This is a genomic window from Rhodoglobus sp. G.S.4 (assembly GCF_056619605.1).
In genome coordinates, this window is sequence record NZ_CM152748.1 from 1788072 (window position 1) to 1812778 (window position 24707).

Sequence of the window (24707 nt, forward strand, 5' to 3'; positions counted from 1 at the left end):
GAGTGAAGTTAGCGCTGCAACCAGGTGAGAACAGCGAGCACTCGTCGGTGATCGCTGCCGGAATCTTCCAAATTAAGCTTCTGAAAAATCGATGTGACGTTCTTCTCCACAGCGCCAACTCCGATCACCAATTTCTGGGCAATGGCGGCGTTGGTGCGCCCCTCCGCCACCAGAGTCATCACTTCGTGCTCGCGCGGCGTGAGGGTCATCAACGGATCCTGACGGCGACCGACCAACTGCGCGACAACCTCAGGGTCAAGCACCGTACTGCCGGCAGAAATGCGCTCAACAGCATCCCGAAGCTGATCAAGCGAAGCCACACGATCTTTCAGTAGATAGCCGACACCGCCACGGCCAGAAGAGAGCAGTTCTTGGGCGTACACAACCTCGACATACTGCGACAGCAACAGGATGCCGATCTGCGGTCGCAATTCACGCAGGCGAATCGCCGCCCGCACACCCTCGTCGCGAAACGTCGGCGGCATTCGCACATCGAGCACGACCAGATCGGGCTCGGAGCTATCGAGATTGGTGAGCAGTTCATCCGCGTCACCAAAAGCGCCGACAACATCGAACCCTGCTTCGACGAGCACACGCACGAGCCCCTCACGCAGCAGCACCGAGTCGTCGGCAACAGCAACACGTAAAGGGCTCATGCGCTCAAGACTAGAGGGCAACGGGAGCCTGTTCTGCACTCTGCTTCGGTAACGGTAGTCGCGCCGTCACCGAGGTGGGCCCGCCTTCAGGGCTTTCGATTTCGAAGCTTCCACCGACGCCGCGAACGCGTTCCGCGATTCCGGCCAAGCCGTGCTCGGCGGTGATAGCAGCGCCGCCCTGACCGTCATCGGTGACCTTCACTAGTAGCCACGGACGGTCGTCGGCCAGCTCAGTGCTCAAGTGCACCTCGGCGTGGCTGGCCTGAGCATGTTTCGCGACATTCGTCAGCAACTCAGCAACCACGAAGTACGACGCGCGCTCGATTTCGCCGGGCAAGATGAGTGGGGCCGGAAGCTCTGAAGTGAGCGAGGTCGGCACGACGGAGCGTGTGGCCACCGATTCGAGGGCAGCGACAAGGCCTCGATCGAGCAAGAGCGGCGGTGCGAAACCGCGAGAAAGTGCCCGCAATTCTTCGAGGGCCTCGGATGACTGCGCTTGGGCTTCCGTCAACAGCTGACGAGCTTTCTCTGGGTCGGTGTCGAGTTGGCGTTCCGCGGCGGCAAGATCCATTTGCAGTCGCACGAGTCGCTGTTGTGGGCCGTCGTGGATGTCGCGTTCAAGGCGACGAAGAGAGTGGCCTTCTGCTGAGAGGGCCGCGCCGCGCGACTCTTCGAGGGACTGCACTTCACGTCGCAGCCCGTCCGACCGGAAGGCGGTGAGGGTTCCACGGGCAAGCCACCACTGGGTCAGGACGAGACCGCGTGTGACGAAGGGCAGCGTCGCGATGAAGATGAGTCCGACGGCGAAGGCGACGATGTTGTCGGCGATTTCAAGGTTCCAGCCGGTGGTGTTCACGCCGAGGAGTCCGAAGAACCATTCTCCGAGCGACCAGTCGGAGTTTTCCCCATCGACTTGACTGCGAATGAACCAGGACGAGAGCCCGGTCAGCCCGACAACAACCCACACGAAGGAGATTGTCCAGGTGATGAGGGTGAGAACGAAGCCCAAGATGGTGGTGTGTAGCAGGTACAGCCAGTAGTGCGGGTTGCCGAGCGTTGCGCTCAACCACCCGCCGAATCCGGTGGCGGCACGGTCGTCTTGCCAGTCGGGGCGTTCAAGTTTCTGGCGGCCGGCCCACTCCAGAAGGTTGACGTGTACGAGCCCGAAGCCGCGACCGACGTACAGCGCGAGGATCATCACGAAGAAACCGATGAGGAAGATGGCAAGGGTGCCGATGCCGGTGGCGACGAGAGAGATGGCCACACCAAACCCGGTCATCGCGATCGGGAAGCCCAGCATCAGGTACAACACCTCTTTTGGCGTGCTGCGCCACAGCTGCCAGTACGGGTTGCGGGGTTTTACTGCTGTCTGTGTCGTCATTGGTCTCTCGCTTTAGTCTCGCGCATTACAGGGCAGATGTTTGCCTTATTCAGGATCACGAAATCGAGGGACGGCGAACAGAGTGGATGCTCACCGATCGACAGTGGGGTTAGCCCCCGTGAGTCGAGTTGCGGCTGGTTAGCGTTGCCTCAGCTTGCTTGTGAAATTTTTGCTGCGACGTAACGTTGTATCTGAAGAACAACGAAGGAGCACAAATGACCGAGATTAAAGCAGTTCCGCAGACCTCAGCCGATCCTGACGTCACCTCGGGTGTTGCCCAGTTTTTGGGTCCGGTAGTTACCGACCTCACCGCGCTGTCGATTGATGGCAAGCAGGCTCACTGGCACGTTCGTGGTGTCAACTTTCAGGCCGTACACGAACTCCTCGACGTGATCGTCGACCACGCCCGCGAATGGGCAGACACCGCCGCTGAGCGTGTTGTGGCCCTCGGACTCCCGATTGATGCCCGCACCCAGACCGTCGGCGCCAAGGCAACGACCCCGAGCATGACGGCTGGATTCCAGCAGTCTGACGAGGTCATCGCTCAGGTCATCGCCGCGATCGACGCAACGCTCGTCACCGTGCGCACTGCAGTCGATGAGCTCGGCGAGCTCGACAAGGTCAGCGAAGACGTCGCGATTGAGATCGCTCGTGGGCTTGAGAAGGACCGCTGGTTCCTCTTCGCCCACCTCGCCACCAAGTAACTTTTCTGGTGGTCGCTTTGCCTGCGACGTGTTGTTCTACAACTCGTTGTGAGTGAAGCGACCATCAAGAATCGTCGCATCAACCCGCATCGCCCGCAGTTCTTCACCGCTGCAGTCGAGGGGGTTTTTTCGTGTCACCAGAATGTCGGCGACCTCGCCGACAGCGATTGTTGACTGGGTCGATGCCCGCAATGCTTCGTCGATAGTGATGCGCTGTTCTGGATGCCACGGCTCGCGCCCATCGCGACTGCGACTGACCGCCGAGGCGATGGTGGCCCACGGGTCGAGCGGAGCAACCGGAGCGTCAGAACCCATGAGGAGTTCCGCGCCAGCGTCGAGCAACGCTCGCAACGCGATGGTGCGGTGGGTGCGACCAGCCCAGTAAGCGTCCGCTACATCTCGGTCATCCATGGCGTGTTCGGGTTGCACGCTTGCGGCAATTCCGAGAGCGGCGAAACGAGGAATGTCTTCAGGGGAAAGCAACTGAGCGTGCTCGATGCGGCCACCGCATCCGACGGCCTCGAAAGCGTCGAGGGCAAGCCGGTTGGCGTCGTCGCCGATGGCGTGCACGGCCGGCGAAAGGCCGGCGTCACTTGCGGTGCGAATCCAGTCGATGAGTTCGTCGGTGGGGATATTTAGCATTCCCCGATTTTCGCCATCTCCGGGGTAGGGCTCCATGCAGTACGCGGTTCGGGTGTTGAGCGAGCCATCGGTGATGACTTTGAATGGCCCGACCTCAAGCAATGGGGCGAGTTGTTGCCCGGTTGCGAGGCCTTCGGATATTGCTCGTTCGAGAAATCGTGGGTAAACGCCAACGCGCACCCGGAACAGGTCGAAGCCTTCGAGCATGCGGCGGTGCCAGTTGTCGAACTCCCACGTCATTTCGAGGTCGACAATGCCGACGACTCCGCGCGATGCTGCTTCTTGTGCGCTGTCGCGAATCCAGCCATCGAGAATTTCGGGTTCGACTCGGCTGAGCGCGCTTCCCACCGCAAAGGCTTCTTCTTCACGAAGAAATCCGGTCGGATGCTCGTAGAAGCCGAACCGTTCGAGGGCGAGGCTATTGAGCCAGCAGGAGTGCAGGTCGCCACTGACGAGCACGACGGCGATGTCGGCAACGGCGGAGTCGAGCAGCGCCCGGGTGGGCTGGTCTGGCCAGAGTGCATCCCGAAATCCTTGGCCGACGATGATGCCATCGGAGTGCGCCAGAACGGAGGTGGCGAGAGTGACCGCGACTTCGGTCGCTGAGGTGGTGTGGCTCAGGTCGATTCGCTGGGACTGTTGGGCCCACATGCTGGAGTGCACGTGCTGATCCCAGAGACCGGGCATGATCCAGCGGCCGTCAAGGTCGACGGTGTCGTCGTGTGCTTCGGCCGCCGAAGCGTCGTGCGGCTCGATGGATGAGATTCGTCCTTCGGTGAGGGTCACGTCGACAAGACGTGCTGCATCGTCTCCGACGATGCGGGCGTTACTCAGTTTCACTCGGTCGTGCCCTTGTCATTTCTGCGGCCAGTTCTGGGCTACTGTACGTGCCATTTGAGTTGAGTTCATCAATGATGTGCTGGTGCACTTCTGGCTTTTTGTTTTGGCTCATCTTCAGTCGAGCGTCAAAGCGGTCGATGACGATGCGCAGGCCGACGGTTCCTTTGGCGGTGCGGCGAGCGCCGGCTTCGTCATCCTTGAGGCTGACCGGATGCTCAACGTGGTGTTCGAAGTGATCGACGAGTTCACTCAGCACCCGAAAATTCTCTTCTTCACTGAGGATCTCGGGGGTGCCGTAAAGGTGGGCGGTGGCATGGTTCCAGGTGGGGATGTCATCGCCTTCGGGGTACCAGCTTGACGAAATGTAGCCGTGCGGTCCCTGAATAATGACGAGTACTTCGTGCTGGCCGAGTTCGTGCAGTTCGTCATCGGGGCGCCCGAAGTGACTGACGAGACTGATCTGATCGTCGCGCTCTTCGAGCATCACTGGATAGTGCGAGGCGACCATGCCGTTCGAGGTTGGTGACACGATCGTGGCCCACGGGTTTTCGCTGACGAGTCGGCGCACTTCGGCCGGGTCAGTGATGACGTAGGTGGGGGTGTGTCGCATGTCAGCCTCCCTGAGGGTTGGTGCCTAATGGTGCCTGACAATTAGGGCACCAGTACAGTTTGCGCGCCGAGGCCAGTTCCATGGCGATATTCGTTCCACACACGCGGCACGGGAGACCTTCACGGTGATAAACCCAGTGTCGGTCGGCGCGGTTTGCGAGCGCGGCCGTGTAGTCGTCGCCGGTGAGGCCTTCCATGGTCATCATCTGCCCGGTGCGCACACCGATTTCGAGCAGGCGCGCCCAGTCCCTCCAGAGTTCGCGCAAAAGTTCTTCGGGGATGAGCTTTCCCGGCGTGTGGGGGTCGAGGCGAGCGCGGAACAAAATCTCGGCGCGGTAAACATTGCCGATGCCGCTGACGACCGACTGATCCATAAGCAGGATGCCGATGCCGGTCTGCTTTTTGCGCACCGTGGCGACGAAGCGTTCTTCGGCCTCGCCATTGTCATCGACGAGAGGGTCGGGCCCGAGCTTGTTGAGCGCGATCTGCACTTCGTCAGGATTGAGCACTTCGCAGGCCGTTGGCCCGCGCAGGTCAGCACAGGTGGTGTCGGTCAGGAGGCGAACGCGAACGGCGCCGATGGGCTCTGGCGGGAATTCTGAAGGCGCATCGCTGGCTTTCTCTTGCTCCGACATCCGCAAGCGTGTGCGGCGCGGGGCACCGATGCTCGCGAGGGAGTCTTCGTGCTCCCCCACGACGGTGTCGCGACTAGCCGCGCCGCTAGCAATCGAACCACCGGCATCCCCACCATCAACAGCCGCACCATCAATAACGGTTCCGTGCTGGTTGGTTTGCCCCATGCGGCCAGCAGCGGATGCCGTGGTCGCGTCGGCGGTGAAGTTGCCGGCGAAATCCCAGGCTCCGTAGAGCCCGAGGTGCACGCGCAGCCAGCGGTCGTGCTCGAATTCGAGGAACATCTGCTTGCCCACGGCTTTGGCGCTGAGCATCCGAAGTCCGTCGATGCGTTCAGCACCCGCAGCAAAGCGACCTTGCGGTGATGACACGGCGACGGTTTTGCCGACAAAGTGCAGCGCGAATTGTCTCGCAATGCGATGTACGGAATGCCCCTCAGGCATTACTGCTCGAAGGGGTGCGCGGCGATGGCGCCTGTCGTCTCGTATTCGGCGAGCTGCGCGATGCGGCGGGCGTGGCGCTCTTCACCGGAGAATGGCTCGGCGATGAACAGGTCGATGAAACGTGTGGCCTCGTCGACGGTGTGCTGGCGAGCGCCAATAGAGATGACATTGGCGTCATTGTGCTGGCGCGCGAGCGCGGCGGTCGAGTCATTCCAGACGAGGGCGGCGCGGATGCCTTTCACCTTGTTAGCGGCAATCTGCTCACCGTTTCCTGACCCGCCAAAGACAACACCGAGCGCTTCGATACCGGCAGTCTGGTCGGCGGCAACACCGAGCGCTGCGGCAATGCAGAACCCAGGGTAATCGTCGAGAGCGTCGTACTGAACGGGGCCGTGATCGATCACTTCGTGGCCGGCGTCGGTGAGGTGCTGCTGCAGGGTGGCACTGAACTCGAGGCCGGCATGATCGGTGGCGATATGGATGCGCATTCGCCCAGTCTACGGTCGCGATCATCCGCTATTGCTGACATTCTGCGGGCGCGGCATAAGCTAGTTGGGTGCGGTCACAAACCGCCCCAAAACGAAGGAGTTGTACGTGCCCGGAGAGAACCTCACCCGAGTTGAAGCGCAAGAACGTAAAGCGATTGTCAACGTTGACAGCTATGAGATTGCGCTTGACCTCACAACGGGTCCTGAGACGTTTAAGAGCAGCACGACTGTTCGCTTTACTGCCACTGCTGGCGCATCCACTTTCATTGATTCGATCACCCGCACGGTTGATTCGGTCACGCTCAACGGCACCGCTCTTGATGTTGCTGCCGTGAACGATGGTGTGCGTATCCAGCTCGACAACCTTGCTGAGAACAACGTTCTTGAGGTTGTGGCGGATGCCGAATACACCAACACTGGTGAGGGCCTGCACCGCTTCGTTGACCCTGTTGACGATGAGGTGTACCTCTACTCGCAGTTCGAGGTGCCGGATTCGCGTCGCGTCTTCGCTGTGTTCGAGCAGCCTGACCTCAAGGCAACGTTCCAGTTCACGGTGACGGCACCGGCACGCTGGGCCATGATTAGCAACTCCCCCACGCCGACTCCAACAGTGGATGGCGAGAATGCCACGTGGGAGTTCCCACCCACTCAGATCATGTCGAGCTACATCACCGCGATCGTGGCTGGTCCGTATGCCGAGGTTCGCGACGAGCTCACCTCGAGCGATGGCCGCGTCATCCCGCTCGGTATCTTTACCCGTGCCTCGCTGAGCGAGTACCTTGATGCTGATTACATTTTTGAGAAGACCAAGCAGGGCTTTGAGTTCTTCGAGAAGCACTTTCAGTACCCGTACCCTTTCGAGAAGTACGACCAGATGTTCGTGCCGGAGTTCAATGCGGGCGCTATGGAGAACGCGGGCGCTGTCACGTTCACCGAGACCTACGTATTCCGTTCGAAGGTGACCGACGCCATCAAGGAACGTCGCGTTGTGACGATCCTGCACGAGTTGGCTCACATGTGGTTCGGCGACCTCGTCACCATGAAGTGGTGGAACGATCTGTGGTTGAACGAGTCGTTCGCCGAGTGGGCGTCGACGATTGCTACCGCTGAAGCCACCGAGTGGACTGAGGCGTGGACCACGTTCGCGGCGATGGAGAAAAGCTGGGCTTACAAGCAGGACCAGCTTCCCTCGACTCACCCCGTGTACGCCTCGATCAACGACCTCGATGACGTTCTCGTCAACTTCGACGGCATCACCTATGCCAAAGGTGGCTCGATTCTCAAGCAGCTCGTTGCCTGGGTTGGCCTGGAAGCGTTTATGGCCGGCGTTGCCGCGTACTTCACGAAGCACGCCTTCGGCAACACCGAGCTCAAGGACCTGCTCGTTGAGCTGGAGAAGACCAGTGGCCGCGAGCTTATGGAATGGAGCAAGCTCTGGCTTGAGACCGCCGGCGTAAACACGCTGCGTCCGGATGTCGTGACCGCTGAAGACGGAACCGTCGAAAGCTTCGCGATCGTTCAGACCGCCGCTGAGGACTACCCCACGATTCGCCCGCACCGTTTGGCTATCGGGTACTACTCGCTGCAGGACGGCAAGCTCGTTCGTCACCACCGCCTCGAGATCGATGTTGAGGGCGAGCGCACCGAGGTTCCTGAGCTTGTCGGCACGAAGCGCCCTGACCTGATCCTGATCAACGATGACGACCTCGCTTACGCGAAGATCCGTCTCGACGACGCGTCGCTTGCTGTGGCAATGAAGCACCTCTCGGACATCACTGACCCGCTGGCTCGCGCCATCGTGTGGGGTGCCGCCTGGGATGCTGCTCGCGATGCTGAGACTGCGGCCAGCGATTATGTTGCCCTGGTTCTCGGCAACATTGCGTCGGAGACCGAGTCGACCACCATCCGCACCACGCTCGCGCAGCTGGTTCTGGTTGCGAAGCAGTACGTTGCTCCTGAGCGTCGTGCCGCCACGATCGAGAAGATCGGCGACACGCTCTGGGCTCTCGCTCAGAGTGCTGAGGCTGGGTCGGATGCTCAGTTCCAGTTCGTGAAGTACTTCGCGAATGTGGCATCCACCGAGCAGCACGTCACGGTGCTTCGCGCCCTGCTCAGCGGTTCGACCACGCTGGAGGGTCTCGAGATTGACACTGACTTGAGCTGGGAGCTTCTGGAGGGCCTCGTGCTCAACGGTGCGGCCGGTGATGCTGAAGTGGATGAGGCTCTCGCCAAGGACAAGACGGCAAACGGCCAGCAGGCTGCGGCTCGCGCTCGCGCCACGATCACCACGGAGGCCGGCAAGCAGGCCGCGTTCGACTCGCTCGTGAAGAGTGACAAGGCTCCGAACGCGATCGTTCGCAACGTGACCATGGGCTACACCCACGTGAACGACCCCGCTGTGCTGGAAGCTTTTGTGGCTCCGTACTTTGAGGCGATCAACGATGTGTGGAAGAACCGCAGCTATGCAATTGCCGAGACGGTTCTGCGTGGCCTCTACCCGGCACCGTTGGCCAGCCAAGGACTCGTGGATGCCACGAACGCGTGGCTTGAGGCGAACCCTGATGTTCCGGCTTTGCGCCGCATCATCGTGGAGAACCTTGCGGGGGTTGAGCGTGCGCTGGTAGTTCAGGCTCGCGACAACTGGTAGCACCCAGACGCCACACGGCGTGCGTGCGGGAGCCTAGCGGCGACTATTCAGCAGTCGCTCGCTAGGCTCCCATGCATGGAAGATTTCACGTTGGGCGGATTGCGCGCCAACATTGAGGCGTTTTTTGACGCATGGCCGATTGTCGAAGGCTTCGCGATCATTCTCGGCGCGTGGCTCATTCGCTTCGTTCTGGTCTTCGTCATCAAGCGTGTCGTTGACCGCATCGTTAATGGTGTGAAGCACAAAGAGAATATTCACGACACTCAGGTCTTGATGACCTCGCCACTGGCGGCCGTTCGTGTTGTGCAGCGCACTCGCACTCTGGGCGGGGTGCTTTCTAGTCTGGTCACGGTTGCCATTGTGATCGTCGTGCTGCTTCTGCTCTTCAATCTCTTCGTTCCTGGCGCCACGGGCGCGTTCGCCCTCATCACCGCAGCGACCGGTGCTGGTCTAGGTTTTGGTGCCCAAAACGTCGTGAAGGACGTGCTGAATGGTCTCTTCATGGTGGCCGAGGACCAGTTGGGCGTTGGCGACATTGTTGATCTCGGACCGGCTGTTGGTGTTGTTGAGTCTGTCGACATCCGCACCACACAGGTGCGCGATGTGAACGGAACCCTGTGGTTTGTGCGCAACGGTGAGATCACCCGGGTCGGCAATATGTCGCAGGGGTGGGCGCGCGTGATCATTGATCTTGCTGTGCCCTACGACTCCGATGTGGATGCCGTGCAGGAGCGCATCCTGAAAACCGCCGTCGACCTCTATAAGACTCCCAAGTGGACGACTCGCATCTTGGAGCAGCCCGAGATTTGGGGCATTGAATCTATTTCGTCGGAGGCGGTGGTGGTTCGCCTGGTGGTGAAGACGGCATCCGCGACGAAGGATGATGTTGCTCGCGAGCTGCGGGCTCGTTTGAAGAAGGATTTGGATGAGGCGGGTGTCAAACTTCCCGCTTTGAACTCGATCGTGTTGAGTGGCTTTGAGGGTGCTGCCAGTGTGCGCGGTGCACGACCGCCCCGCACGCGCCCGGTGCCCGTGAACTTTGGCGAGGAGAAGCCCAAGAAATGACCGACTCTGAGAATGTAGCTGAGCCTGAGAATGCAGCTGGCGCCGGCGCCGAGAACGTAGCCGAGACTGCGAACGCGGCGGAGCCCGCGAAGCGCCCGAAGATTCGCATCATTGCGAAACCGGCGGTGACTCCGGATGCTCCGGCCGATTCGATGTGGGAACTTATTGGTGGTCGCGACACGTTCGAGAAGTTGGTGCGCGAGTTCTATGTGGGTGTGGCAACGGATGAGGTTCTGCTGCCGATGTATCCGGAGCAGCCCGACCTCGAGGGTGCCATCCAGCGCCTGACGGGTTTCTTGGAACAGTATTGGGGCGGCCCGAACACGTACAGCCAGGAACGCGGGCACCCCCGCCTGCGCCAGCGCCACATGCCCTTCAAGGTGAACCCGGATGCCCGTGACCGCTGGCTACATCACATGCGCAACGCCCTCGACACTCTCGAACTACCGCCGCTCTACGACGCCGAAATCTGGGCGTACCTCGACCGTGCCGCGCACGCCATGGTCAATACGTTCGAGGAGTAGCATCCTCTGCCATGGATACATTTTCGAGAAAGCTGGCCACGCTTTCGGTCGTAGTCGCATTAGCAATGGCCCTCAGCGCATGTACGTCCGCTACCCCGTCGCACACTGGCGCGGCTGACTCTGTGCGGCTGGCAACATCGAACTCAGCGCAGCTCAGCGGGATGGAAGCGCTACTTGAGGGAACTCTAAAGATCGGCGCAAACGCGTGCGTGATTGCGGAGACCGAGGGCGGACCTGTAGCTCTCGTGTGGCCCAAGGGCTACTCGGTCACTGGAGATGCGAAGTTCTTCGATGTGCTCGACGCCGATAACAACGTGGTGGCGAACTCTGGTGAGAACGTTTCCCTAGGCGGAGGTGGTGGCTCAGCGCGTAGCGCCAAGACGGAACCGGATTGCGCCACGGGAACCCCTTGGATTGTTGGCACGATTACGACGAGCTGACAGCTGGTTTCGCGCTGCCGAAGCTCGCGATTGCACCGACGAAGCGTCGAGAAGTAGCTGCTGCGGGCACTATAACTCCCGAGCATTAGGGATGATGGTGCAGATCTCAGCCTCGGTGCAGTTGGCCGGGTCGAGAGCTTGAGCCTCGTGGATGAGTTGCTTCAGCTCCGCTTCGAGCGCCGCCAGGTCTTTCCGGCGCTCCTGTACGCCTTCTAGTTTGTGTTCGAGCAAGCTTGAGACGTGGGTGCAGGGCGCTTCGCCGGCATCCCGCAGCGACAGGATGCTCATGATTTCCGACAGTGTGAGCCCCGCGGCTTGGCTGTTGCGGATGAATGTGACTCGGTCGACAACGGCGGGATCGTAGTCGCGATACCCGTTGCCTTGCCGTTGAGGCTCGGGCAGAAGCCCTTGCTTTTCGTAAAAGCGAATCGTGTGGCGCGGAACATCCAGGCGATCGGCGACTTCTCCAATAAGCATTGGGCAAGACTAACGCTTGACCTTCAAGTGCACTTCAAGGTTTACGGTGAAGGTATGGAAATCACGCTTCAATACTTCGAGGGCTGCCCCAACTGGAAGGTTGCCGATCAGCACATCAACGAACTCGTCCACGAGTTCCCGCAGATCACGGTGTCGCGACACCTGGTCGACACGGTCGAAGAAGCTGAGCGTGTGGGGTTCCGCGGGTCACCGAGCATCCTCTTCGATGGCGTGGATCCCTTTGCCCAGCCGGATGCCCCGGTCGGGCTTGCCTGCCGCCGCTATGTCACCCCGGATGGCTTTGCCGGCGCACCCACCGTTAACCATCTGCGTGAGAAGCTGCGCAGCATTCGATAGATCGTAGGCAGCCAGAGCGGATGTCGAGGTCTGCTGCCTTGACAACGGTTCCGGTCGCTACCTGATCAATGAAGGCGAACCTAGTTTCGGTTCGAAAATAGAACAATTAGTGCGGTTATGGCTGCGAGTGGTGCTGCGACCCAAAAGACGGTGGCGAAGTTTGGTGCAAATGAAATACCCAGAATCACGCAGAGCCCGCCGACAGCGACAAGACCCCCCGCTCCGAGGTACCCTCGTCTGCTGAAACCCGTGGTACTCGTGTCAGTGGGTTCGCTCATGAGTGTGCCATCCTCGCCATTTGCCGCAATTATTCGTAGTGATAATAACTCTGGTCTGAGTCGTTCAGGAGGTCAAGTCAGCGCTTTAGAGGACGCAGCCCCTACAGAGGCGAGTTGGCCAAGATGTGGACCACCGAAAAGTTGGGTTCGCCATGGGCAAGCATCCCGCCTGTAGTCTTGCCCCCGCCACGTTCGAGAAGCTCGTGCGCGAGTTCTATGTTGGCGTCGCAACCGATGAGGTGCTGCTGCCGATGTACCCAGAGCAGCCTGACCTTGAGGGTGCGATCCAGCGCCTGACGGGTTTCTTGAAACAGTATTGGGGCGGCCCGAACACGTAAAGCCAAGAACGCGGACACCCCCGCCTGCGTATGCGTCACATGCCCTTCAAGGTGAACCCGGATGCTCGCGACCGCTGGTTGCACCACATGCGCAACGCCCTCGACACTCTCGAATTGCCGCCGCTCTACGACGCCGAAATCTGGGCGTATCTCGACCGTGCCGCGCACGCCATCGTCAATACGTTTGAGGAGTAGTGACCGTTAGTTGCCGACCATTTCGGTGTCCGAGTTGTTGATAGACAGGCGCCGCAGTTCTTGCGTTGACCAGGCTTCTCTTGATTCCCCGGCGGCTGGCGCCACGACTTTGTCAAACATGATGATCAGTGGCTACAGATTCGCGTCGACGGTTCGAACATGGCCGGCCCAGTCGTAAACGTCCTGAAAGAGTCGAAAGTGAATAGTTCTGAGTTCGGCTAGTTCACTGGTTGCCGGAACTGGATCATTCAGTAGCTGTGTTGCACGAGCAAACGTGAGGTCTGCTTCCGCCGCTGAAAGCTCAGCTGCGGTCGTTGCACCAACAAGATTGCGCAGAACCGTGGTCCCCGCTATCGGGTAGGGATCTACGAAGTCAGTTGAGCCCATACCGAGCACGCACACGGTCAACTAGCTCGTCGGAATCGATGGCACCGGCGATGTAGGAATCAGCGTCAGCGCGAGTGGCTTCTGACACGCTCAGACCCTCGATCTCGCCGCTGTGAATTGTGGCCTCAACGTACTGCGCACGCACTTCAGCGATGATCATTTTTGCCCCTGTTCCTAGTACGAATTTTACCCGACGAAGCACTTTCTCGTAGAGAAACCGGTCGATCTTCGACACATCGTGCGGAGACTGGATGAGCTCACCGAGGTTTGCGAGTTCTGATCGACGAGCGACTTCACTCTAGGGTCGCGTGATCCTTCGGGTTCGATCGCAGCAACCCGGTCTGTGTGGGGTCTGGCGCGTCCGGGCCGCGGCGCGGGCGTTGGTGTTCGGTGTCTCCCCCTCCGACTCGGTTGCTGCGTTCGGTCAGCGCGACGAGCGCTAGGTGTCGGTCGGCGGTCCAGCAAATCAGCTTGCCTTTGTGATCCTTGTTGCGGCCGAGGATGCCAGCTTCCGCGAGTTGCGCGAGTGCTCGGTGCGCCGCGGCGGGAGAAACTCGGTGCCGCGCCGCGACCGTTTCGATCGTGAGCACTGGTTCGGTGGCTAACGCGTCAAGAATGCGCAGGATGACGGCATCGCGACGTGGTGTCGCCGGTGAGATACCTTCGGCTTGTCGATACCGGATTAGAGCGGAGCGGATTTCATCATCAAGCGCAGCGATGTCGTCGGAGAGCCGCACTGCGTTCGCTGCGGCGAGCTCGGCGGCGTTGGCGAATGCGATGATCCAGTCATCCAGTCGTGGTGGGTCTTGCCGGAACGCAGTGAGCCCGGCAATGTAGTCGTTGACGTCGCCGGCGAAGACCGTGCTGATGGGGATGAGGGTGTTTCTGAGAGCATCCGTGCGCCGAAGAACGGTGTGGATGAGGGCACGCCCGGTTCGGCCATTGCCGTCAATGAAGGGGTGGATGGTTTCGAATTGCGCATGGACGATCGCCGCGCGCACGACAGGGTTCCCGTGTGTTGCGGTCACGAAACGGCTGAGATCATCGACAAGCCGTCGCACTTCGGATTCCGGCGGAGGCACGAAGTCGGCACGCAGCGGACTCCAGCCGGATCCACCCACCCAGTTTTGCTCGGTACGCAATCCCGCATCCAGCCCCGGTTCAATCACGTGCTGCAGCTGTTCGAGGTCAGCCGTCGTGACGGGGCGCTCACGGTCGGCGAGGGAGGCGATTGCTTCCTCAGTGGCGTGGACGTTGGCCACAACATCCAAAGCAACACGAGTTCCGTGCTGGAGCAGCTCTGCGACCGCAAGTTTCTTGGGGGTGACCCGATTGCCTTCGATCCAGGATGAGGAGATGCTCTCGGAGCGGATCAGCAGGTGGTTGAGGTATCCGCCACGAGCACCGATTCTCTCGTCGGCGCGGGCGAGAACCGCAAGCGCATCTTCTGCCGCTTGCTGCGCTTCTTGGCCGAGCTGAGGAAGCTGCTCCCCCAGTTTGTCGGGCACATAGGCACGATACCGACCGGGCGCTCGGTCTTTGCGACTGAGGTGTGCGGCATCCTGAGGGTTCCAGAGCAGGTCGACGAAGAAGGCCATGAGAACTGCTCCTAACGTGAGTGGCTGGTGCTATAAATCTACTTTAGACGCTTTAAAGGTGATATTGGATTTTCGTCGTCACGTTTGCAGCTTCCGCGCTCGGGCGCCGCGTTCGTCAGCGCTTCAGCTTCACGCGCACTTCAAGGTTTACGGTGAAGGTATGGAGATCACGCTGCAATACTTCGAGGGCTGCCCCAACTGGAAGGTTGCCGATCAGCACATCACCGAACTCGTACAAGAGTTCCCGCAGATCACGGTGTCGCGACACCTGGTCGACACGGTCGAAGAAGCTGAGCGCGTGGGGTTCCGCGGGTCACCGAGCATCCTCTTCGATGGCGTGGACCCCTTTGCCCAGCCGGATGCCCCGGTCGGGCTTGCCTGCCGCCGCTATGTCACCCCGGATGGCTTTGCCGGCGCACCCACCGTTGACCAATTGAGAGAGAAGCTGCGCAGTTTGTAGCCCTCAGCGCGCCGTAATTCTTATGCCCGATGTCAATCGGGCATACATGAACATGTCGCGCGGCTCTCCGTCTATCCGCTCCCAAGCCCGAAGCAGACCTTCCCGCTCATAGCCAGCGCTCTCTGCCGCTCGCCACGACCCCTCGTTCCACGGCTCAACATATAGCTCGATCCGGTCGAGACCAGCGTGGTTCACGGCCCACGCCGTGAGCATCCGCAGTGCCTCGGCGGCGTATCCCTTGCGCCGCTCGGAGGGCACGACCCAATACCCAATGCTGGCGCGCGCACCTGCTCCGGCTACGAAAATATCCCGATGTGACCAACGGCACGGTCGGCGCTATCGCCTATCGCAAACACCTAACCGGCACCGGTTCTCAGACGATCATGTTGCCGGGCGATGAGAGCCAACGCCTCGGCGTCATCGTCGGTTGCCGGCACAGTCGTGATGAGCGGAATCTGAGGATCGCCGGATGCTTCTTGAACCGTTGCGACATCGGAGTCGCGCCATGCGCGCAGCACTAACCGCTCCCCCTGCAGCGTCGGGAGTTCGAGTGGGCTTCCTGTCATAGTGCGATTAGATCACAACGGTCTATAGCTGATGCGGAAACACTTCATTGATCGCGCCATAGACGAGAGGCTCGAGCACGAGCTTTATGTGGGTGTGGCAACGGTGGGGCGGGCGATGCTGCTGGCACCCCAGGGATGCCGCCGACACCGGTCGCGGTGTTGGAGGCGAAGATCACGGCATCCAACATGTTGAAGCCGAATTCGGCGACACCGGGCTACCGCGCCATTCCCACTGCGGCGTTCACCATTCCGGAGTTCGTCAGAGCCGGCATGCTCGAGCACGAGGCCGAGGCCGAGGAGAGCGGACTCGACATTGACGTGCGATTCAACGACACGAGTGGATGGTTTTCCAACTACCGCAGTGGTGAGACAGTCGGAGTGACAAGGATTCTGATCGACAAGAGCCCCAAGCACATCATCGGCGCCCGCCTCCCTCTCCACGACCATGCCGAACTCGCCAATACGATCGCTCTCGCCATGAAGAACGGCCTCACCACACGCCAGATCAAGTCGAGAACGGCCGCTTTCCCATCGACGGGATCGTATCTGGGGTCAGTGGTTTGAGGTTTTGCGGCGAACCGAGTATCCCGACCTTGAGAGTGTCATCTAGCGGCTAACGGGCCTCTTGAAGCGGCGTTGGAGCCGCCGACGGAGACCTGGATACCAAAATCGGGCTGACGCTGTGAAAATCAGCCAATGTGGACAGCGCGCTTATCCCTACTCGTTGACGCCCGAGAACGAGAGCTCGCCTCGTTGAATAATCGGCATCAGCAAAGGTGCACCAAATACCCGCATTGAAATGTCAGAAATTGATTGACGCGTGTAGGGCAAGATATGCATGAGAGCCACATTATTTACGAACTCGACAAGAACTACTCGAGAGACAGAACGAATGCTCAGCGCCTCAACAGCATATTCTGCACCCACCTGGGAAACGATGGCACCCTGAGGGGCTTCCACTCGTGTAGTCAGGCGAATGCGGAACCCGTCGTCTGCGTCTCGCAAATCTATATCCAGCCCGTAGGCAGGATCTACCGGATCGGCGTCGGATGAGGCCTTCGAATCAAGTGAACGTGTGCCGCTCAGTTCCAGTTGTGAGATCGACGTCAGCGAGCAGCGTCCGACGAAATCTTCAAGAGACAGCTCAGCCATTGCCATGAACAGAAACGCGACGAACGGTTCCCGCGGTCACCCAAGAAGTGTGCGGCGCCGACACATCATCACGCTGCGGAGGCCAAGGACCCGATAGCGAGGTTACGATCGCTTCAAATGACTCGTCGATTGAACAACACGCATCTATAACAGAGTGTTCGATGTTCGCACCAACTGCGAGAGCGTAGCGTCGCACGGTAGCCAACGTTGGATTCGCGTCATAGTGCTCGAAGGCCGCGATGGTTGGTTGACTAACCCCCATACGTTCGGCGACTTCCGCTTGGGTGAGGTTGTGCTTTTTACGCTGCTCGATAAGCGACGAAAGAAGGTTGTCATGCTCATCGATCAGCTGGCCAGCGAGCGTTTCGAGGCGTGCCGCATCCGTTGTCATAGATCAAACTCTATATTGCTTTCGACCTAAGTAGCAATCCCCCACGAACTAGGGACTCCAGCATCAAAGTATCGCTTAGACATTCTTATTTCTTCGTCCTGTGCGCGATAAATGTGATCTACTGCTAAGTCTTTTTCATGAATATGGTGCCCTATGAAGTGGTTAGGGTGCGAAATGGGCTCGGAATGATAGAGACGTACGATCGTGCTGCGATGGCTTAGAAGACCGCCCGCACGAGTAGTCACCGGGATGCTCTGCCATCGAATCTCGTACAGTGGCGGCGGATTTTCCACATCGACAGGTTTTACGTCAGCTACTGGCCTGAGTTTGCCAAGCTCCGCCTTCTGTATACGGCGCTGAAACTCCATCTTTGCCATCGCCTTGCTGTGAGGACTCCAAACTCGATCCGGCGCATCTAACGCGTTAAAAAAAGCCTCTGTAGCAGCTTCCAGATCGCCGCCAATCGTGCACGTCGGAAATCCATACCAGCGGAACCTGACGTGACTGCCAGCGCTGCATCGGGAGGATTCGTCAAATCTGGGCACACTAGGACTCTATCGTCTACGACTGACACCACGAGGGCTCTAAATCAAACGAAAATGCAACGCCACGCGAGAAATGTTGCGCTGCGAAATCTCTGCGACACTCAATGATTCGGATCCGGGCCACGGTGAGAACGGCACCTAACCCTCGCGCAACCCCGCCCGCGCCACCACGCACTCCGCGTGCCGCAGGATCGGCCCGTCGACCATGCGGCCTTCGAAGCTGAAGACTCCGGGCTGCGATTCCGCGGCGGCGAGAAGTGCTCGGGCTGACGCGATTTGCTCGACCGTGGGCGCATAACTTTCGCGCACAATGGCCACTTGAGAGGGATGAATGCAGGCCGTTGCAGTGAACCCGAGTGCTGCGGCATCCCGAGCCTCAGCGGCCAGACCATCGGTGTCTGCGATGTCGAGATGCACCGCATCAATCACGGCCTTCGAATAGGCTCCGGCCGCGAGCAGCACCGACGAGCGCGCATGCAAGGCCACACCACGGTAGGGGCCGGAATCTTCGCGCGACGACGAGCCGCCGAGCGACGCCACCAAATCTTCGGCACCCCACATGAGGGCAACCACGCACTCCAGCGAGGCGAGGGTCGTCGCAGCGAGCACACCACGAGCCGTCTCGCAGAGGGCGATCACGTCAAGCTCGGTGAGGGCATCAAAGTCAGCTGCCGACTCCGCTTTCGAGAGCATCACCGTGCGGTAGTCAGTCTGCTCCAACGCCTCGAGGTCACTGTCATGATCCTGCGTTCCGGCCGGATTCAGTCGCACAATCGTGCGGGCCGGATCCATCGGGTTCGCAATCAGAGCAGCGCGGGCCGCAGCCTTGTCGACACTCGCAACAGCATCCTCAAGGTCAATGATGATGGCATCCGCGCGCTCAAGCGCTTTGGCATAACGGTCGGGGCGATCGCCCGGAACAAACAGAATCGACGGCCCTAGAGTGAAAATCACGGCGCGCCCTCCTCAGTCCAAACCATCACCGAACGGGTTGCCACAGCCACCACAACGCCGTCCTGGTTCTTGGCCGTGTGCCGCAGCGAAATGATTCCCTGGCCGGGGCGCGACTTCGAGAGTCGCTTCTCCAGCACCTCACTCTCGGAATACATCGTGTCGCCGTGATAGAGCGGATGCGGAAAATTGACCTCCGTGAAACCCAAGTTGGCCACAATCGTGCCCTGAGTCAGCTGAGCCACGGATGCTCCCACCATCGTCGAGAGCGTAAACATCGAGTTCACCAAGCGCTGCCCAAACGGCTGCTGCTCTGACCACGCGGCATCCAAGTGCAGCGACTGCGTGTTCATCGTCATCGTCGTGAAGAGAACATTGTCAGCCTCGGTGACGGTGCGGCCGGGCGCGTGCAAATACACCGCGCCCTCCTCGAACTCGTCGAACCAGAGACCGCGCTGCTGAATACGTTTGCCGGTCATAGGGTTGCGAACCCCAGCTCACGAGCAATGACCATCATCTGCACCTCAGTGGTGCCCTCGCCGAGCTCCAACACCTTGGAGTCACGGTAGTGGCGGGCGACAGGGTTCTCGTTCATGAAGCCATAGCCACCAAAGATTTGGGTGGCATCCCGAGCGTTATCCATGGCCGCCTCGCTGCTGATCATTTTCGCCAAGCTCGCCTCCATCTTGAACGGAACACCGGCAACCAGTTTGCGGGCTGCGTCGTACGTTGCCAAGCGTGCCGAGTGAACTCGCGCCTGCATCCGCGCAATCTTGAACGCAATGTGCTGGTTCGAGCCGATCGAACGACCAAAGACGTGGCGCTCGTTGGCGTAGCGAATCGACTCCTCGAGACAACCTTGAGCGGCCCCCGTGCAGAGTGCAGAGAACGCAACGCGACCCTCATCGAGCGTTTCGATGAAGTTAGCAAAACCACGACCGCGCTCCCCCAACAGGTTGGCTTCGGGAACGCGCACATTGTCGAACGACAGGGGGTGCGTGTCAGAAGTGTGCCAGCCGACCTTGTCGTAGGGCGGGTGCACCGTGAAGCCTGGCGTGCCGTTCGGAACGAGGATGGCGCTCAGCTCAGGCTTACCGTTTTCGCGACGCCCGGTCACGGCTGTCACCGTCACGACCTTCGTGATTTCGCTGCCCGAGTTGGTGATGAACTGCTTCGTGCCGTTGATGACCCATTCGCCATCGACTAGCTCGGCAGTGGTCTTGGTTCCCGCAGCATCGGAGCCGGCATCCGCTTCGGTAAGACCGAAACCAGCCAGCGCTTCACCGCGGGCGAGCATCGGAACCCACTGCTGCTTCTGCTCTTCGGTGCCCTGCTTAAAGATCGGCATCGCCCCAAGACCGATGCCGGCCTCGAGCGTGACCGCGATCGACTGGTCAACGCGAGCTAGTTCTTCAATCGCCAAGCACAGGGAGACGTAGTCCTTTCCCTGACCGCCGAACTCCGTGGGGAACGGCAAACCGAAGAGACCCATCTCCCCCATTTGCGCGATGATGCCGTAGGGCAGTTCACGCTTCGTGTCGTATTCGTACGCGGCTGGCGCGACAACAGTGTCGGCGAAGTGGCGAACATCTGCCTGCAACTTCAGCTGCTCATCGGTGAGGCCGAGGTGGGTGATTTCGCCGCGGGTAGCGTCGTGACTCATGAGGTTTCTCCTTCAGTGCTCGCTTGTGGCGATTCGATTCGGGCAACGATCTGATCGCGTGTGACCAGATCGCCAGGCTTCAAGCTGATGTCGACAACCCCATCGAGGGTGGCGACAACGGGGTGTTCCATCTTCATGGCTTCAATGGTGAGCACCGTCTGACCGGCAGTCACGGAGTCTCCGTGCGCGACGGCGACCGCAACAACGGTGCCGGGCATGGGCGAACGCAGTTCGGGATCGACCACACCGGCGACTCTTGCGAGAGTGGCGCGGTGGGCCGCGAGTGACTCGGCGCGAGACTGCGAAGTGAGAGCCCAGGAAGTGCCCTCCTGCCCAATCCACACCGTGGCGTCAACCGTTTCGATCGTGAGGCGGATGCTCTGCGTGCCCCACTCGATACCGGTGGTCGTCAGGCGAGCCGGGGTGGTGGTGCCGTCGATCGTGACGTCCGCTGCGCTGGGCGGGCCGGCAACCAGAACCTCGTGCACCTGCCCCGCACAGGCGAGACGGTAGCGGGCTGAGCGATGGTGGCCCACACGCCAGCCGCTGGGACGCTGCCAGGGTGAGCCCGGCATCCAACGCTCGGAATGGATGCTCAGGGCCGCCGCTGCGAGCACCGCCGGGGTAGGCGCGGCGAACTCGATCTCGGCCAGAGCTCGCTCGATGAGGCCCGTGTCGAGGTCGCCCGCGCGCACGTCGTCGCGGTTGAGGAGAGCTCGCAGGAATTCGATGTTGGTCGTGACGCCCAGGATGACGGTGTCGGCGAGGGCACGGTCGAGTTTCGTGAGGGCTTCGTCGCGCGTCGCCGCGTGCGAAATGACCTTCGCGAGCATGGGGTCGTAGTTGGCGGAGACGGTGCCGCCTTCGACTAAGGAGCTGTCGACGCGGACATCGTTCGCTTCGTGGAGCGCTACGATCTGACCGGCCGAGGGCAAAAAGTCGTTGGCGGGGTCTTCGGAGTAGATGCGCGCCTCGACCGCGTGACCGGTGAGTGTCGGTGTCTCCACCGTGAGCTTCTCGCCGGCAGCGATGCGCACTTGCCACTCCACGAGGTCGATTCCGGTGACCATTTCGGTGACGGGATGCTCCACTTGCAGCCGCGTGTTCATCTCCATGAAGAAGAACTCGTCGGGGGCATTGTCGGAGACGAGGAACTCGACGGTTCCCGCGCCGACATAGTTCACGCTGCGGGCGACCTCGCAGGCAGCTTCACCGATGCGCTGCCGCGTTGCCTCATCGAGCAGCGGCGACGGCGCTTCTTCGATGATCTTCTGGTGGCGGCGCTGCAGCGAACATTCGCGCTCCCCCAAGTGAATCGTGGTGCCGTGGCTATCGGCCAGCACCTGCACCTCGATGTGCCGGGGCTTCTCGACGAGGCGCTCGAGAAAGAGAGTGTCATCGCCGAACGCGGCACTGGCCACGCGACGAGCAGAGTCGAGAGCACCGGCAACAGCATCGGGCTCGCGCACGATCGTCATGCCCTTGCCACCACCACCAGCAGACGGCTTGATCAGCAGCGGGAACCCGACCTCGGCCGCAGCAGCCACGAGATCGTCGTTCGTCATGCCCGGCTCAGCGACTCCGGGAATCACGGCGACGCCACACTCGGTCACGTGCTTCTTCGACGCAATCTTGTCGCCCATGATCTCAAGCGCTTCGACGCCGGGGCCGATAAACGTGATTCCGGCTGCCGCGCAGGCCTCGGCGAGGGACGCGTTTTCGGAGAGGAAGCCATAGCCCGGGTGCACCGCATCGGCGTGCATGCCGTCCACGGCATGGGCGGCAGCAACGATCGATTCAACCGAGAGGTAGCTGTCGATCAGCACCGCGGCATCCGCGACTCGAACGTGCTTTGCGTCACGGTCGTGCTCCGTGTACACCGCGATCGAACGGATACCCATGGAATGCAGGGTGCGCGTGATGCGACAGGAAATTTCGCCACGATTGGCGACCAGAACAGCAGAGAACATCGCCATCACATCCGGAAGAGGCCGAAGCCCGGGTCGGGCAGCGGGGTGGCTGCGGCGATATCGAGAGCCATGCCGAGCACGTCTCTCGTGTCTTTGGGGTCAATGATTCCATCATCCCAGAGGCGGGCTGTCGAATAGTAGGGGCTGCCCTGGCGTTCATACTGCTCGCGGATGGGCTTCTCGAACTCGGCCTTGTCGTCGTCGGTGAAGGCGTCTTCGCCGAGCTGATCGCGGCGCACCGTGGAGAGCACAGCGGCAGCCTGCGGGCCGCCCATGACCGAGATGCGGGCGTTGGGCCACATCCACAAGAATCGTGGCGAATAGGAGCGACCGCACATCGAGTAGTTGCCGGCCCCAAACGAGCCGCCGATCACGACTGTGAACTTCGGAACGCGCGTGGTCGCGACCGCGGTCACCATCTTGGCACCGTTCTTGGCGATGCCGCCGGCCTCATATTCCTTACCGACCATGAAGCCCGAAATGTTCTGCAGGAACAGCAGCGGGATGCCGCGCTGATCGCACAGTTCGATGAAGTGAGCGCCCTTGAGCGCCGATTCGCTGAACAGCACCCCGGCGTTGGCGACGATGCCGATCGGATGCCCGTGCAGCGTTGCGAACCCGGTGATGAGCGTCGTGCCGTATTCCTTCTTGAACTCGTGAAACTCGCTGCCGTCGACCAGCCGCGCGATCACTTCGCGCACCTCGTAGGGGCTCTGCACGTCGGTCGGTACGACGCCGTAGAGCTCGTCAGGGTTCACAGCGGGCGGGCGCGAGGCAACAACATCCCACGCGGGAGCGGCAGGCTTGGGGATGGTCTTGATGATGTCCCGCACAATTTCGAGCGCGTGGCGGTCGTCGTCGGCAAGGTGATCGGTGACGCCAGAAGTGCGCGCGTGCACGTCTCCCCCGCCGAGTTCTTCGGCCGTGACGATCTCGCCGATGGCCGCCTTCACGAGCGGCGGGCCGCCAAGGAAGATTGTGCCCTGATTGCGCACGATGATCGTTTCGTCGCTCATTGCGGGAACGTAGGCGCCACCCGCCGTGCACGACCCCATGACCGAGGCAATCTGCGGGATGCCCGCCGCCGAGAGCCGAGCCTGGTTGTAGAAGATGCGCCCGAAGTGGTCGCGGTCGGGAAAGACCTCATCCTGCATCGGGAGAAAGGCTCCACCCGAGTCCACGAGATAGACGCACGGCAGCTTATTCTCGAGCGCGATCTCTTGCGCCCGCAAATGCTTCTTGACCGTGAGGGGAAAGTAGGTGCCGCCCTTGACCGTGGCGTCGTTGGAGATCACGAGAACGGGACGAGAGTGGATGAGGCCGATACCGGCAATAACGCCGGCGCCGGGGGCTTGGTCGTCGTAGATTCCATTCGCAGCGAGCGGGGCGATCTCGATGAAGGGGCTGCCCGCATCGAGCAGTTCATCGACTCGGTCGCGAGGAAGCAGCTTGCCGCGGGAGACGTGGCGTTCGCGAGATTTCTCTGAGCCGCCGAGGGCTGTCGTCGCGAGTCGTTCGCGCAATTGCTCGACAAGGCCGCGCATTGACTCTTCGTTAGCCGCAAACGTCGGGTGGGACGGTTGAGCGGCCGAGGAAATCTTCTCCATCGAACACCTTCGTTCTGCGTAGCTTGTGGCCACTTGGGTTAGTCATTACTAACGCAATTTAGGTTAGCGAGCATTAACCGAACTGTCTAGACTCAGAACATGAACGAGACGCCAACTCCGCGAAGCCAAGCGAAGGCCGACCGGCGCGAGGCCCTCCTCGACGCCGCCGCCAGCCTCTTCGCCGAGCGTGGCTTCACCCGGGTCTCGCTCGAAGAACTCGGCGCAGCCGCCGGCGTCAGCGGCCCCGCCGTCTACCGCCACTTCGACGGCAAGCAAGACGTTCTCGCCGCGATTTTGGTTGACGCCAGCTCCAACCTGTGCCGCGGAGCCCAGACCGTGATCGAGCACGCCGCCACACCCCGAGCCGCGCTCGAAAGCCTCGTTCAGTTTCATGTTGAATTTGCGCTCGGCAACGCTGACGTCATCCGGGTTCAAGATCGCGACCTCGACAGCCTGACCGCCAGCGACCAACACGACGTTCGCGCCCTGCAACGCAGCTACGTCGAACTCTGGGTTGGCGTGCTCTCCCAGATAAATCCGGATGCCGCGACCGCCGAGCTGCGCACCCGCGCCCACGCCACCTTCGGGCTCATCAACTCCACCCCCCACAGCGGGCGTGCCGGCGCGACGCGTGCCGTGCTCGAGCGGATGGCGCTGGCCGCCCTCAACGCGTAGCGCGCAAGCTCAGGCAAGACCACAG

General features: G+C 60.8%; 29 protein-coding genes and 1 pseudogene. 10 read left to right on the plus strand and 20 right to left on the minus strand.

The annotated features are described in order from the left end of the window. Nucleotides 1–8 precede the first annotated feature (8 nt). Both AC061P_RS08615 and AC061P_RS08620 read right to left on the minus strand, forming a co-directional pair. Nucleotides 9–656 (minus strand): response regulator transcription factor, encoded by a 648-nt coding sequence (locus AC061P_RS08615; RefSeq protein ID WP_480390931.1) that lies wholly within the window; start codon nt 654–656, stop codon nt 9–11. A 10-nt stretch (nt 657–666) separates the two neighbouring features. Next, a complete protein-coding gene (locus tag AC061P_RS08620; RefSeq protein WP_480390932.1) occupies nt 667–2037 on the minus strand; it encodes a sensor histidine kinase in 1371 nt (456 codons plus the stop codon). Nucleotides 2038–2252: 215 nt separating this feature from the next. On the opposite strand from AC061P_RS08620, the gene AC061P_RS08625 reads away from it, so the two are divergent. Next, nucleotides 2253–2741 carry a Dps family protein gene (locus tag AC061P_RS08625; RefSeq protein WP_197105938.1) on the plus strand — a complete coding sequence of 163 codons (489 nt, stop codon included), beginning with the start codon at nt 2253–2255 and terminating at the stop codon, nt 2739–2741. 36 nt (nt 2742–2777) lie between these two features. Here the strand turns inward: AC061P_RS08625 and AC061P_RS08630 are convergent, their stop codons facing one another. The 4 genes from AC061P_RS08630 to AC061P_RS08645 are packed head-to-tail and all read right to left on the minus strand — an operon-like array spanning nt 2778 to nt 6396. After that, nucleotides 2778–4223, minus strand: coding sequence for an amidohydrolase (locus AC061P_RS08630; RefSeq protein ID WP_480390933.1), 1446 nt, complete (start codon nt 4221–4223; stop codon nt 2778–2780). Then, the gene (locus AC061P_RS08635) at nt 4210–4833 is read right to left on the minus strand and encodes an FMN-binding negative transcriptional regulator (RefSeq protein ID WP_480390934.1); all 624 of its coding nucleotides are present in this window, start codon (nt 4831–4833) and stop codon (nt 4210–4212) included. The genes AC061P_RS08630 and AC061P_RS08635 overlap by 14 nt, the downstream gene beginning before the upstream one ends. A 1-nt stretch (nt 4834) precedes the next feature. Next, on the minus strand, nt 4835–5908 hold the full coding sequence (locus tag AC061P_RS08640) for an Fpg/Nei family DNA glycosylase (RefSeq protein WP_480390935.1): 1074 nt from the start codon (nt 5906–5908) through the stop codon (nt 4835–4837). Further along, nucleotides 5908–6396, minus strand: a complete 489-nt coding sequence (locus AC061P_RS08645) for a ribose-5-phosphate isomerase (protein WP_480390936.1) — start codon at nt 6394–6396, stop codon at nt 5908–5910. The genes AC061P_RS08640 and AC061P_RS08645 overlap by 1 nt, the downstream gene beginning before the upstream one ends. Nucleotides 6397–6502: 106 nt before the next feature. Here AC061P_RS08645 and pepN point away from each other — a divergent pair, with 106 nt between their 5' ends. The 4 genes from pepN (at nt 6503) to AC061P_RS08665 (ending at nt 11072) form a co-directional block, all read left to right on the plus strand. Then, entirely contained in the window at nt 6503–9043 is a 2541-nt protein-coding gene (pepN, locus tag AC061P_RS08650; protein WP_480390937.1) for an aminopeptidase N, read from the plus strand. Between the two features lie 75 nt (nt 9044–9118). After that, a complete protein-coding gene (locus tag AC061P_RS08655; RefSeq protein ID WP_480390938.1) occupies nt 9119–10108 on the plus strand; it encodes a mechanosensitive ion channel family protein in 990 nt (329 codons plus the stop codon). A gap of 152 nt (nt 10109–10260) precedes the next feature. Next, on the plus strand, nt 10261–10632 hold the full coding sequence (locus tag AC061P_RS08660; RefSeq protein WP_480392171.1) for a globin: 372 nt from the start codon (nt 10261–10263) through the stop codon (nt 10630–10632). 11 nt (nt 10633–10643) lie between these two features. Then, on the plus strand, nt 10644–11072 hold the full coding sequence (locus AC061P_RS08665) for a hypothetical protein (protein ID WP_480390939.1): 429 nt from the start codon (nt 10644–10646) through the stop codon (nt 11070–11072). A 69-nt stretch (nt 11073–11141) separates the two neighbouring features. Here the strand turns inward: AC061P_RS08665 and AC061P_RS08670 are convergent, their stop codons facing one another. Beyond that, nucleotides 11142–11549: a heavy metal-responsive transcriptional regulator gene (locus AC061P_RS08670; protein ID WP_480390940.1), complete on the minus strand. Its 408-nt coding sequence runs from the start codon at nt 11547–11549 to the stop codon at nt 11142–11144. 54 nt (nt 11550–11603) lie between these two features. On the opposite strand from AC061P_RS08670, the gene AC061P_RS08675 reads away from it, so the two are divergent. Next, nucleotides 11604–11906, plus strand: a complete 303-nt coding sequence (locus AC061P_RS08675) for a thioredoxin family protein (RefSeq protein WP_480390941.1) — start codon at nt 11604–11606, stop codon at nt 11904–11906. A 430-nt stretch (nt 11907–12336) separates the two neighbouring features. Then, nucleotides 12337–12717, plus strand: a pseudogene (locus tag AC061P_RS08680) (globin). Between the two features lie 132 nt (nt 12718–12849). Here AC061P_RS08680 and AC061P_RS08685 read toward each other — a convergent pair. The 3 genes from AC061P_RS08685 to AC061P_RS08695 form a co-directional block, all read right to left on the minus strand. Continuing rightward, complete coding sequence (locus tag AC061P_RS08685; protein WP_480390942.1) at nt 12850–13104, minus strand: hypothetical protein; 255 nt, start codon at nt 13102–13104, stop codon at nt 12850–12852. After that, on the minus strand, nt 13091–13264 hold the full coding sequence (locus AC061P_RS08690; protein ID WP_480390943.1) for an antitoxin VbhA family protein: 174 nt from the start codon (nt 13262–13264) through the stop codon (nt 13091–13093). Before AC061P_RS08690 ends, AC061P_RS08685 begins: the two co-directional genes overlap by 14 nt. 133 nt (nt 13265–13397) lie before the next feature. Then, nucleotides 13398–14702 carry a Fic family protein gene (locus AC061P_RS08695; RefSeq protein WP_480390944.1) on the minus strand — a complete coding sequence of 435 codons (1305 nt, stop codon included), beginning with the start codon at nt 14700–14702 and terminating at the stop codon, nt 13398–13400. A gap of 160 nt (nt 14703–14862) precedes the next feature. On the opposite strand from AC061P_RS08695, the gene AC061P_RS08700 reads away from it, so the two are divergent. Further along, nucleotides 14863–15162 (plus strand): thioredoxin family protein, encoded by a 300-nt coding sequence (locus AC061P_RS08700; RefSeq protein ID WP_480390945.1) that lies wholly within the window; start codon nt 14863–14865, stop codon nt 15160–15162. 3 nt (nt 15163–15165) lie between these two features. Here the strand turns inward: AC061P_RS08700 and AC061P_RS08705 are convergent, their stop codons facing one another. Further along, on the minus strand, nt 15166–15420 hold the full coding sequence (locus tag AC061P_RS08705; protein WP_480390946.1) for a GNAT family N-acetyltransferase: 255 nt from the start codon (nt 15418–15420) through the stop codon (nt 15166–15168). A 98-nt stretch (nt 15421–15518) separates the two neighbouring features. Further along, nucleotides 15519–15728, minus strand: coding sequence for a hypothetical protein (locus tag AC061P_RS08710; RefSeq protein ID WP_480390947.1), 210 nt, complete (start codon nt 15726–15728; stop codon nt 15519–15521). A 135-nt stretch (nt 15729–15863) separates the two neighbouring features. On the opposite strand from AC061P_RS08710, the gene AC061P_RS08715 reads away from it, so the two are divergent. Continuing rightward, nucleotides 15864–16292, plus strand: a complete 429-nt coding sequence (locus tag AC061P_RS08715) for an NAD(P)/FAD-dependent oxidoreductase (RefSeq protein ID WP_480390948.1) — start codon at nt 15864–15866, stop codon at nt 16290–16292. 153 nt (nt 16293–16445) lie between these two features. On the opposite strand, the gene AC061P_RS08720 is transcribed toward AC061P_RS08715, so the two are convergent. The 8 genes from AC061P_RS08720 to AC061P_RS08755 form a co-directional block, all read right to left on the minus strand. Continuing rightward, nucleotides 16446–16880 (minus strand): hypothetical protein, encoded by a 435-nt coding sequence (locus tag AC061P_RS08720; RefSeq protein WP_480390949.1) that lies wholly within the window; start codon nt 16878–16880, stop codon nt 16446–16448. Then, on the minus strand, nt 16873–17271 hold the full coding sequence (locus AC061P_RS08725; protein ID WP_480390950.1) for a helix-turn-helix domain-containing protein: 399 nt from the start codon (nt 17269–17271) through the stop codon (nt 16873–16875). The genes AC061P_RS08720 and AC061P_RS08725 overlap by 8 nt, the downstream gene beginning before the upstream one ends. Nucleotides 17272–17297: 26 nt before the next feature. Then, complete coding sequence (locus tag AC061P_RS08730; protein ID WP_480390951.1) at nt 17298–17816, minus strand: hypothetical protein; 519 nt, start codon at nt 17814–17816, stop codon at nt 17298–17300. Between the two features lie 138 nt (nt 17817–17954). Next, nucleotides 17955–18770, minus strand: coding sequence for an HpcH/HpaI aldolase/citrate lyase family protein (locus AC061P_RS08735; RefSeq protein ID WP_480390952.1), 816 nt, complete (start codon nt 18768–18770; stop codon nt 17955–17957). After that, nucleotides 18767–19246 carry a MaoC family dehydratase gene (locus AC061P_RS08740; protein WP_100388689.1) on the minus strand — a complete coding sequence of 160 codons (480 nt, stop codon included), beginning with the start codon at nt 19244–19246 and terminating at the stop codon, nt 18767–18769. The genes AC061P_RS08735 and AC061P_RS08740 overlap by 4 nt, the downstream gene beginning before the upstream one ends. Next, on the minus strand, nt 19243–20430 hold the full coding sequence (locus tag AC061P_RS08745; RefSeq protein WP_480390953.1) for an acyl-CoA dehydrogenase family protein: 1188 nt from the start codon (nt 20428–20430) through the stop codon (nt 19243–19245). Before AC061P_RS08745 ends, AC061P_RS08740 begins: the two co-directional genes overlap by 4 nt. Further along, nucleotides 20427–22400, minus strand: coding sequence for an acetyl/propionyl/methylcrotonyl-CoA carboxylase subunit alpha (locus AC061P_RS08750; protein WP_480390954.1), 1974 nt, complete (start codon nt 22398–22400; stop codon nt 20427–20429). The genes AC061P_RS08745 and AC061P_RS08750 overlap by 4 nt, the downstream gene beginning before the upstream one ends. Nucleotides 22401–22405: 5 nt before the next feature. Then, on the minus strand, nt 22406–24007 hold the full coding sequence (locus AC061P_RS08755; protein ID WP_480390955.1) for a carboxyl transferase domain-containing protein: 1602 nt from the start codon (nt 24005–24007) through the stop codon (nt 22406–22408). A 99-nt stretch (nt 24008–24106) separates the two neighbouring features. Here AC061P_RS08755 and AC061P_RS08760 point away from each other — a divergent pair, with 99 nt between their 5' ends. Further along, a complete protein-coding gene (locus tag AC061P_RS08760) occupies nt 24107–24682 on the plus strand; it encodes a TetR/AcrR family transcriptional regulator (RefSeq protein WP_480390956.1) in 576 nt (191 codons plus the stop codon). Nucleotides 24683–24707 lie beyond the last annotated feature (25 nt).

What these genes read in the sequence shown, in the direction of transcription:
- AC061P_RS08615 (WP_480390931.1), bottom strand. Translation starts at nt 656, where the DNA reads ATGAGCCCTTTACGTGTTGCTGTTGCCGACGACTCGGTGCTGCTGCGT.
- AC061P_RS08620 (WP_480390932.1), bottom strand. Translation starts at nt 2,037, where the DNA reads ATGACGACACAGACAGCAGTAAAACCCCGCAACCCGTACTGGCAGCTG.
- AC061P_RS08625 (WP_197105938.1), top strand. Translation starts at nt 2,253, where the DNA reads ATGACCGAGATTAAAGCAGTTCCGCAGACCTCAGCCGATCCTGACGTC.
- AC061P_RS08635 (WP_480390934.1), bottom strand. Translation starts at nt 4,833, where the DNA reads ATGCGACACACCCCCACCTACGTCATCACTGACCCGGCCGAAGTGCGC.
- AC061P_RS08640 (WP_480390935.1), bottom strand. Translation starts at nt 5,908, where the DNA reads ATGCCTGAGGGGCATTCCGTACATCGCATTGCGAGACAATTCGCGCTG.
- AC061P_RS08645 (WP_480390936.1), bottom strand. Translation starts at nt 6,396, where the DNA reads ATGCGCATCCATATCGCCACCGATCATGCCGGCCTCGAGTTCAGTGCC.
- AC061P_RS08655 (WP_480390938.1), top strand. Translation starts at nt 9,119, where the DNA reads ATGGAAGATTTCACGTTGGGCGGATTGCGCGCCAACATTGAGGCGTTT.
- AC061P_RS08660 (WP_480392171.1), top strand. Translation starts at nt 10,261, where the DNA reads ATGTGGGAACTTATTGGTGGTCGCGACACGTTCGAGAAGTTGGTGCGC.
- AC061P_RS08665 (WP_480390939.1), top strand. Translation starts at nt 10,644, where the DNA reads ATGGATACATTTTCGAGAAAGCTGGCCACGCTTTCGGTCGTAGTCGCA.
- AC061P_RS08670 (WP_480390940.1), bottom strand. Translation starts at nt 11,549, where the DNA reads ATGCTTATTGGAGAAGTCGCCGATCGCCTGGATGTTCCGCGCCACACG.
- AC061P_RS08675 (WP_480390941.1), top strand. Translation starts at nt 11,604, where the DNA reads ATGGAAATCACGCTTCAATACTTCGAGGGCTGCCCCAACTGGAAGGTT.
- AC061P_RS08685 (WP_480390942.1), bottom strand. Translation starts at nt 13,104, where the DNA reads ATGGGCTCAACTGACTTCGTAGATCCCTACCCGATAGCGGGGACCACG.
- AC061P_RS08690 (WP_480390943.1), bottom strand. Translation starts at nt 13,264, where the DNA reads ATGATCATCGCTGAAGTGCGTGCGCAGTACGTTGAGGCCACAATTCAC.
- AC061P_RS08695 (WP_480390944.1), bottom strand. Translation starts at nt 14,702, where the DNA reads ATGGCCTTCTTCGTCGACCTGCTCTGGAACCCTCAGGATGCCGCACAC.
- AC061P_RS08700 (WP_480390945.1), top strand. Translation starts at nt 14,863, where the DNA reads ATGGAGATCACGCTGCAATACTTCGAGGGCTGCCCCAACTGGAAGGTT.
- AC061P_RS08710 (WP_480390947.1), bottom strand. Translation starts at nt 15,728, where the DNA reads ATGACAGGAAGCCCACTCGAACTCCCGACGCTGCAGGGGGAGCGGTTA.
- AC061P_RS08715 (WP_480390948.1), top strand. Translation starts at nt 15,864, where the DNA reads ATGCCGCCGACACCGGTCGCGGTGTTGGAGGCGAAGATCACGGCATCC.
- AC061P_RS08720 (WP_480390949.1), bottom strand. Translation starts at nt 16,880, where the DNA reads ATGGCTGAGCTGTCTCTTGAAGATTTCGTCGGACGCTGCTCGCTGACG.
- AC061P_RS08725 (WP_480390950.1), bottom strand. Translation starts at nt 17,271, where the DNA reads ATGACAACGGATGCGGCACGCCTCGAAACGCTCGCTGGCCAGCTGATC.
- AC061P_RS08740 (WP_100388689.1), bottom strand. Translation starts at nt 19,246, where the DNA reads ATGACCGGCAAACGTATTCAGCAGCGCGGTCTCTGGTTCGACGAGTTC.
- AC061P_RS08745 (WP_480390953.1), bottom strand. Translation starts at nt 20,430, where the DNA reads ATGAGTCACGACGCTACCCGCGGCGAAATCACCCACCTCGGCCTCACC.
- AC061P_RS08750 (WP_480390954.1), bottom strand. Translation starts at nt 22,400, where the DNA reads ATGTTCTCTGCTGTTCTGGTCGCCAATCGTGGCGAAATTTCCTGTCGC.
- AC061P_RS08755 (WP_480390955.1), bottom strand. Translation starts at nt 24,007, where the DNA reads ATGGAGAAGATTTCCTCGGCCGCTCAACCGTCCCACCCGACGTTTGCG.
- AC061P_RS08760 (WP_480390956.1), top strand. Translation starts at nt 24,107, where the DNA reads ATGAACGAGACGCCAACTCCGCGAAGCCAAGCGAAGGCCGACCGGCGC.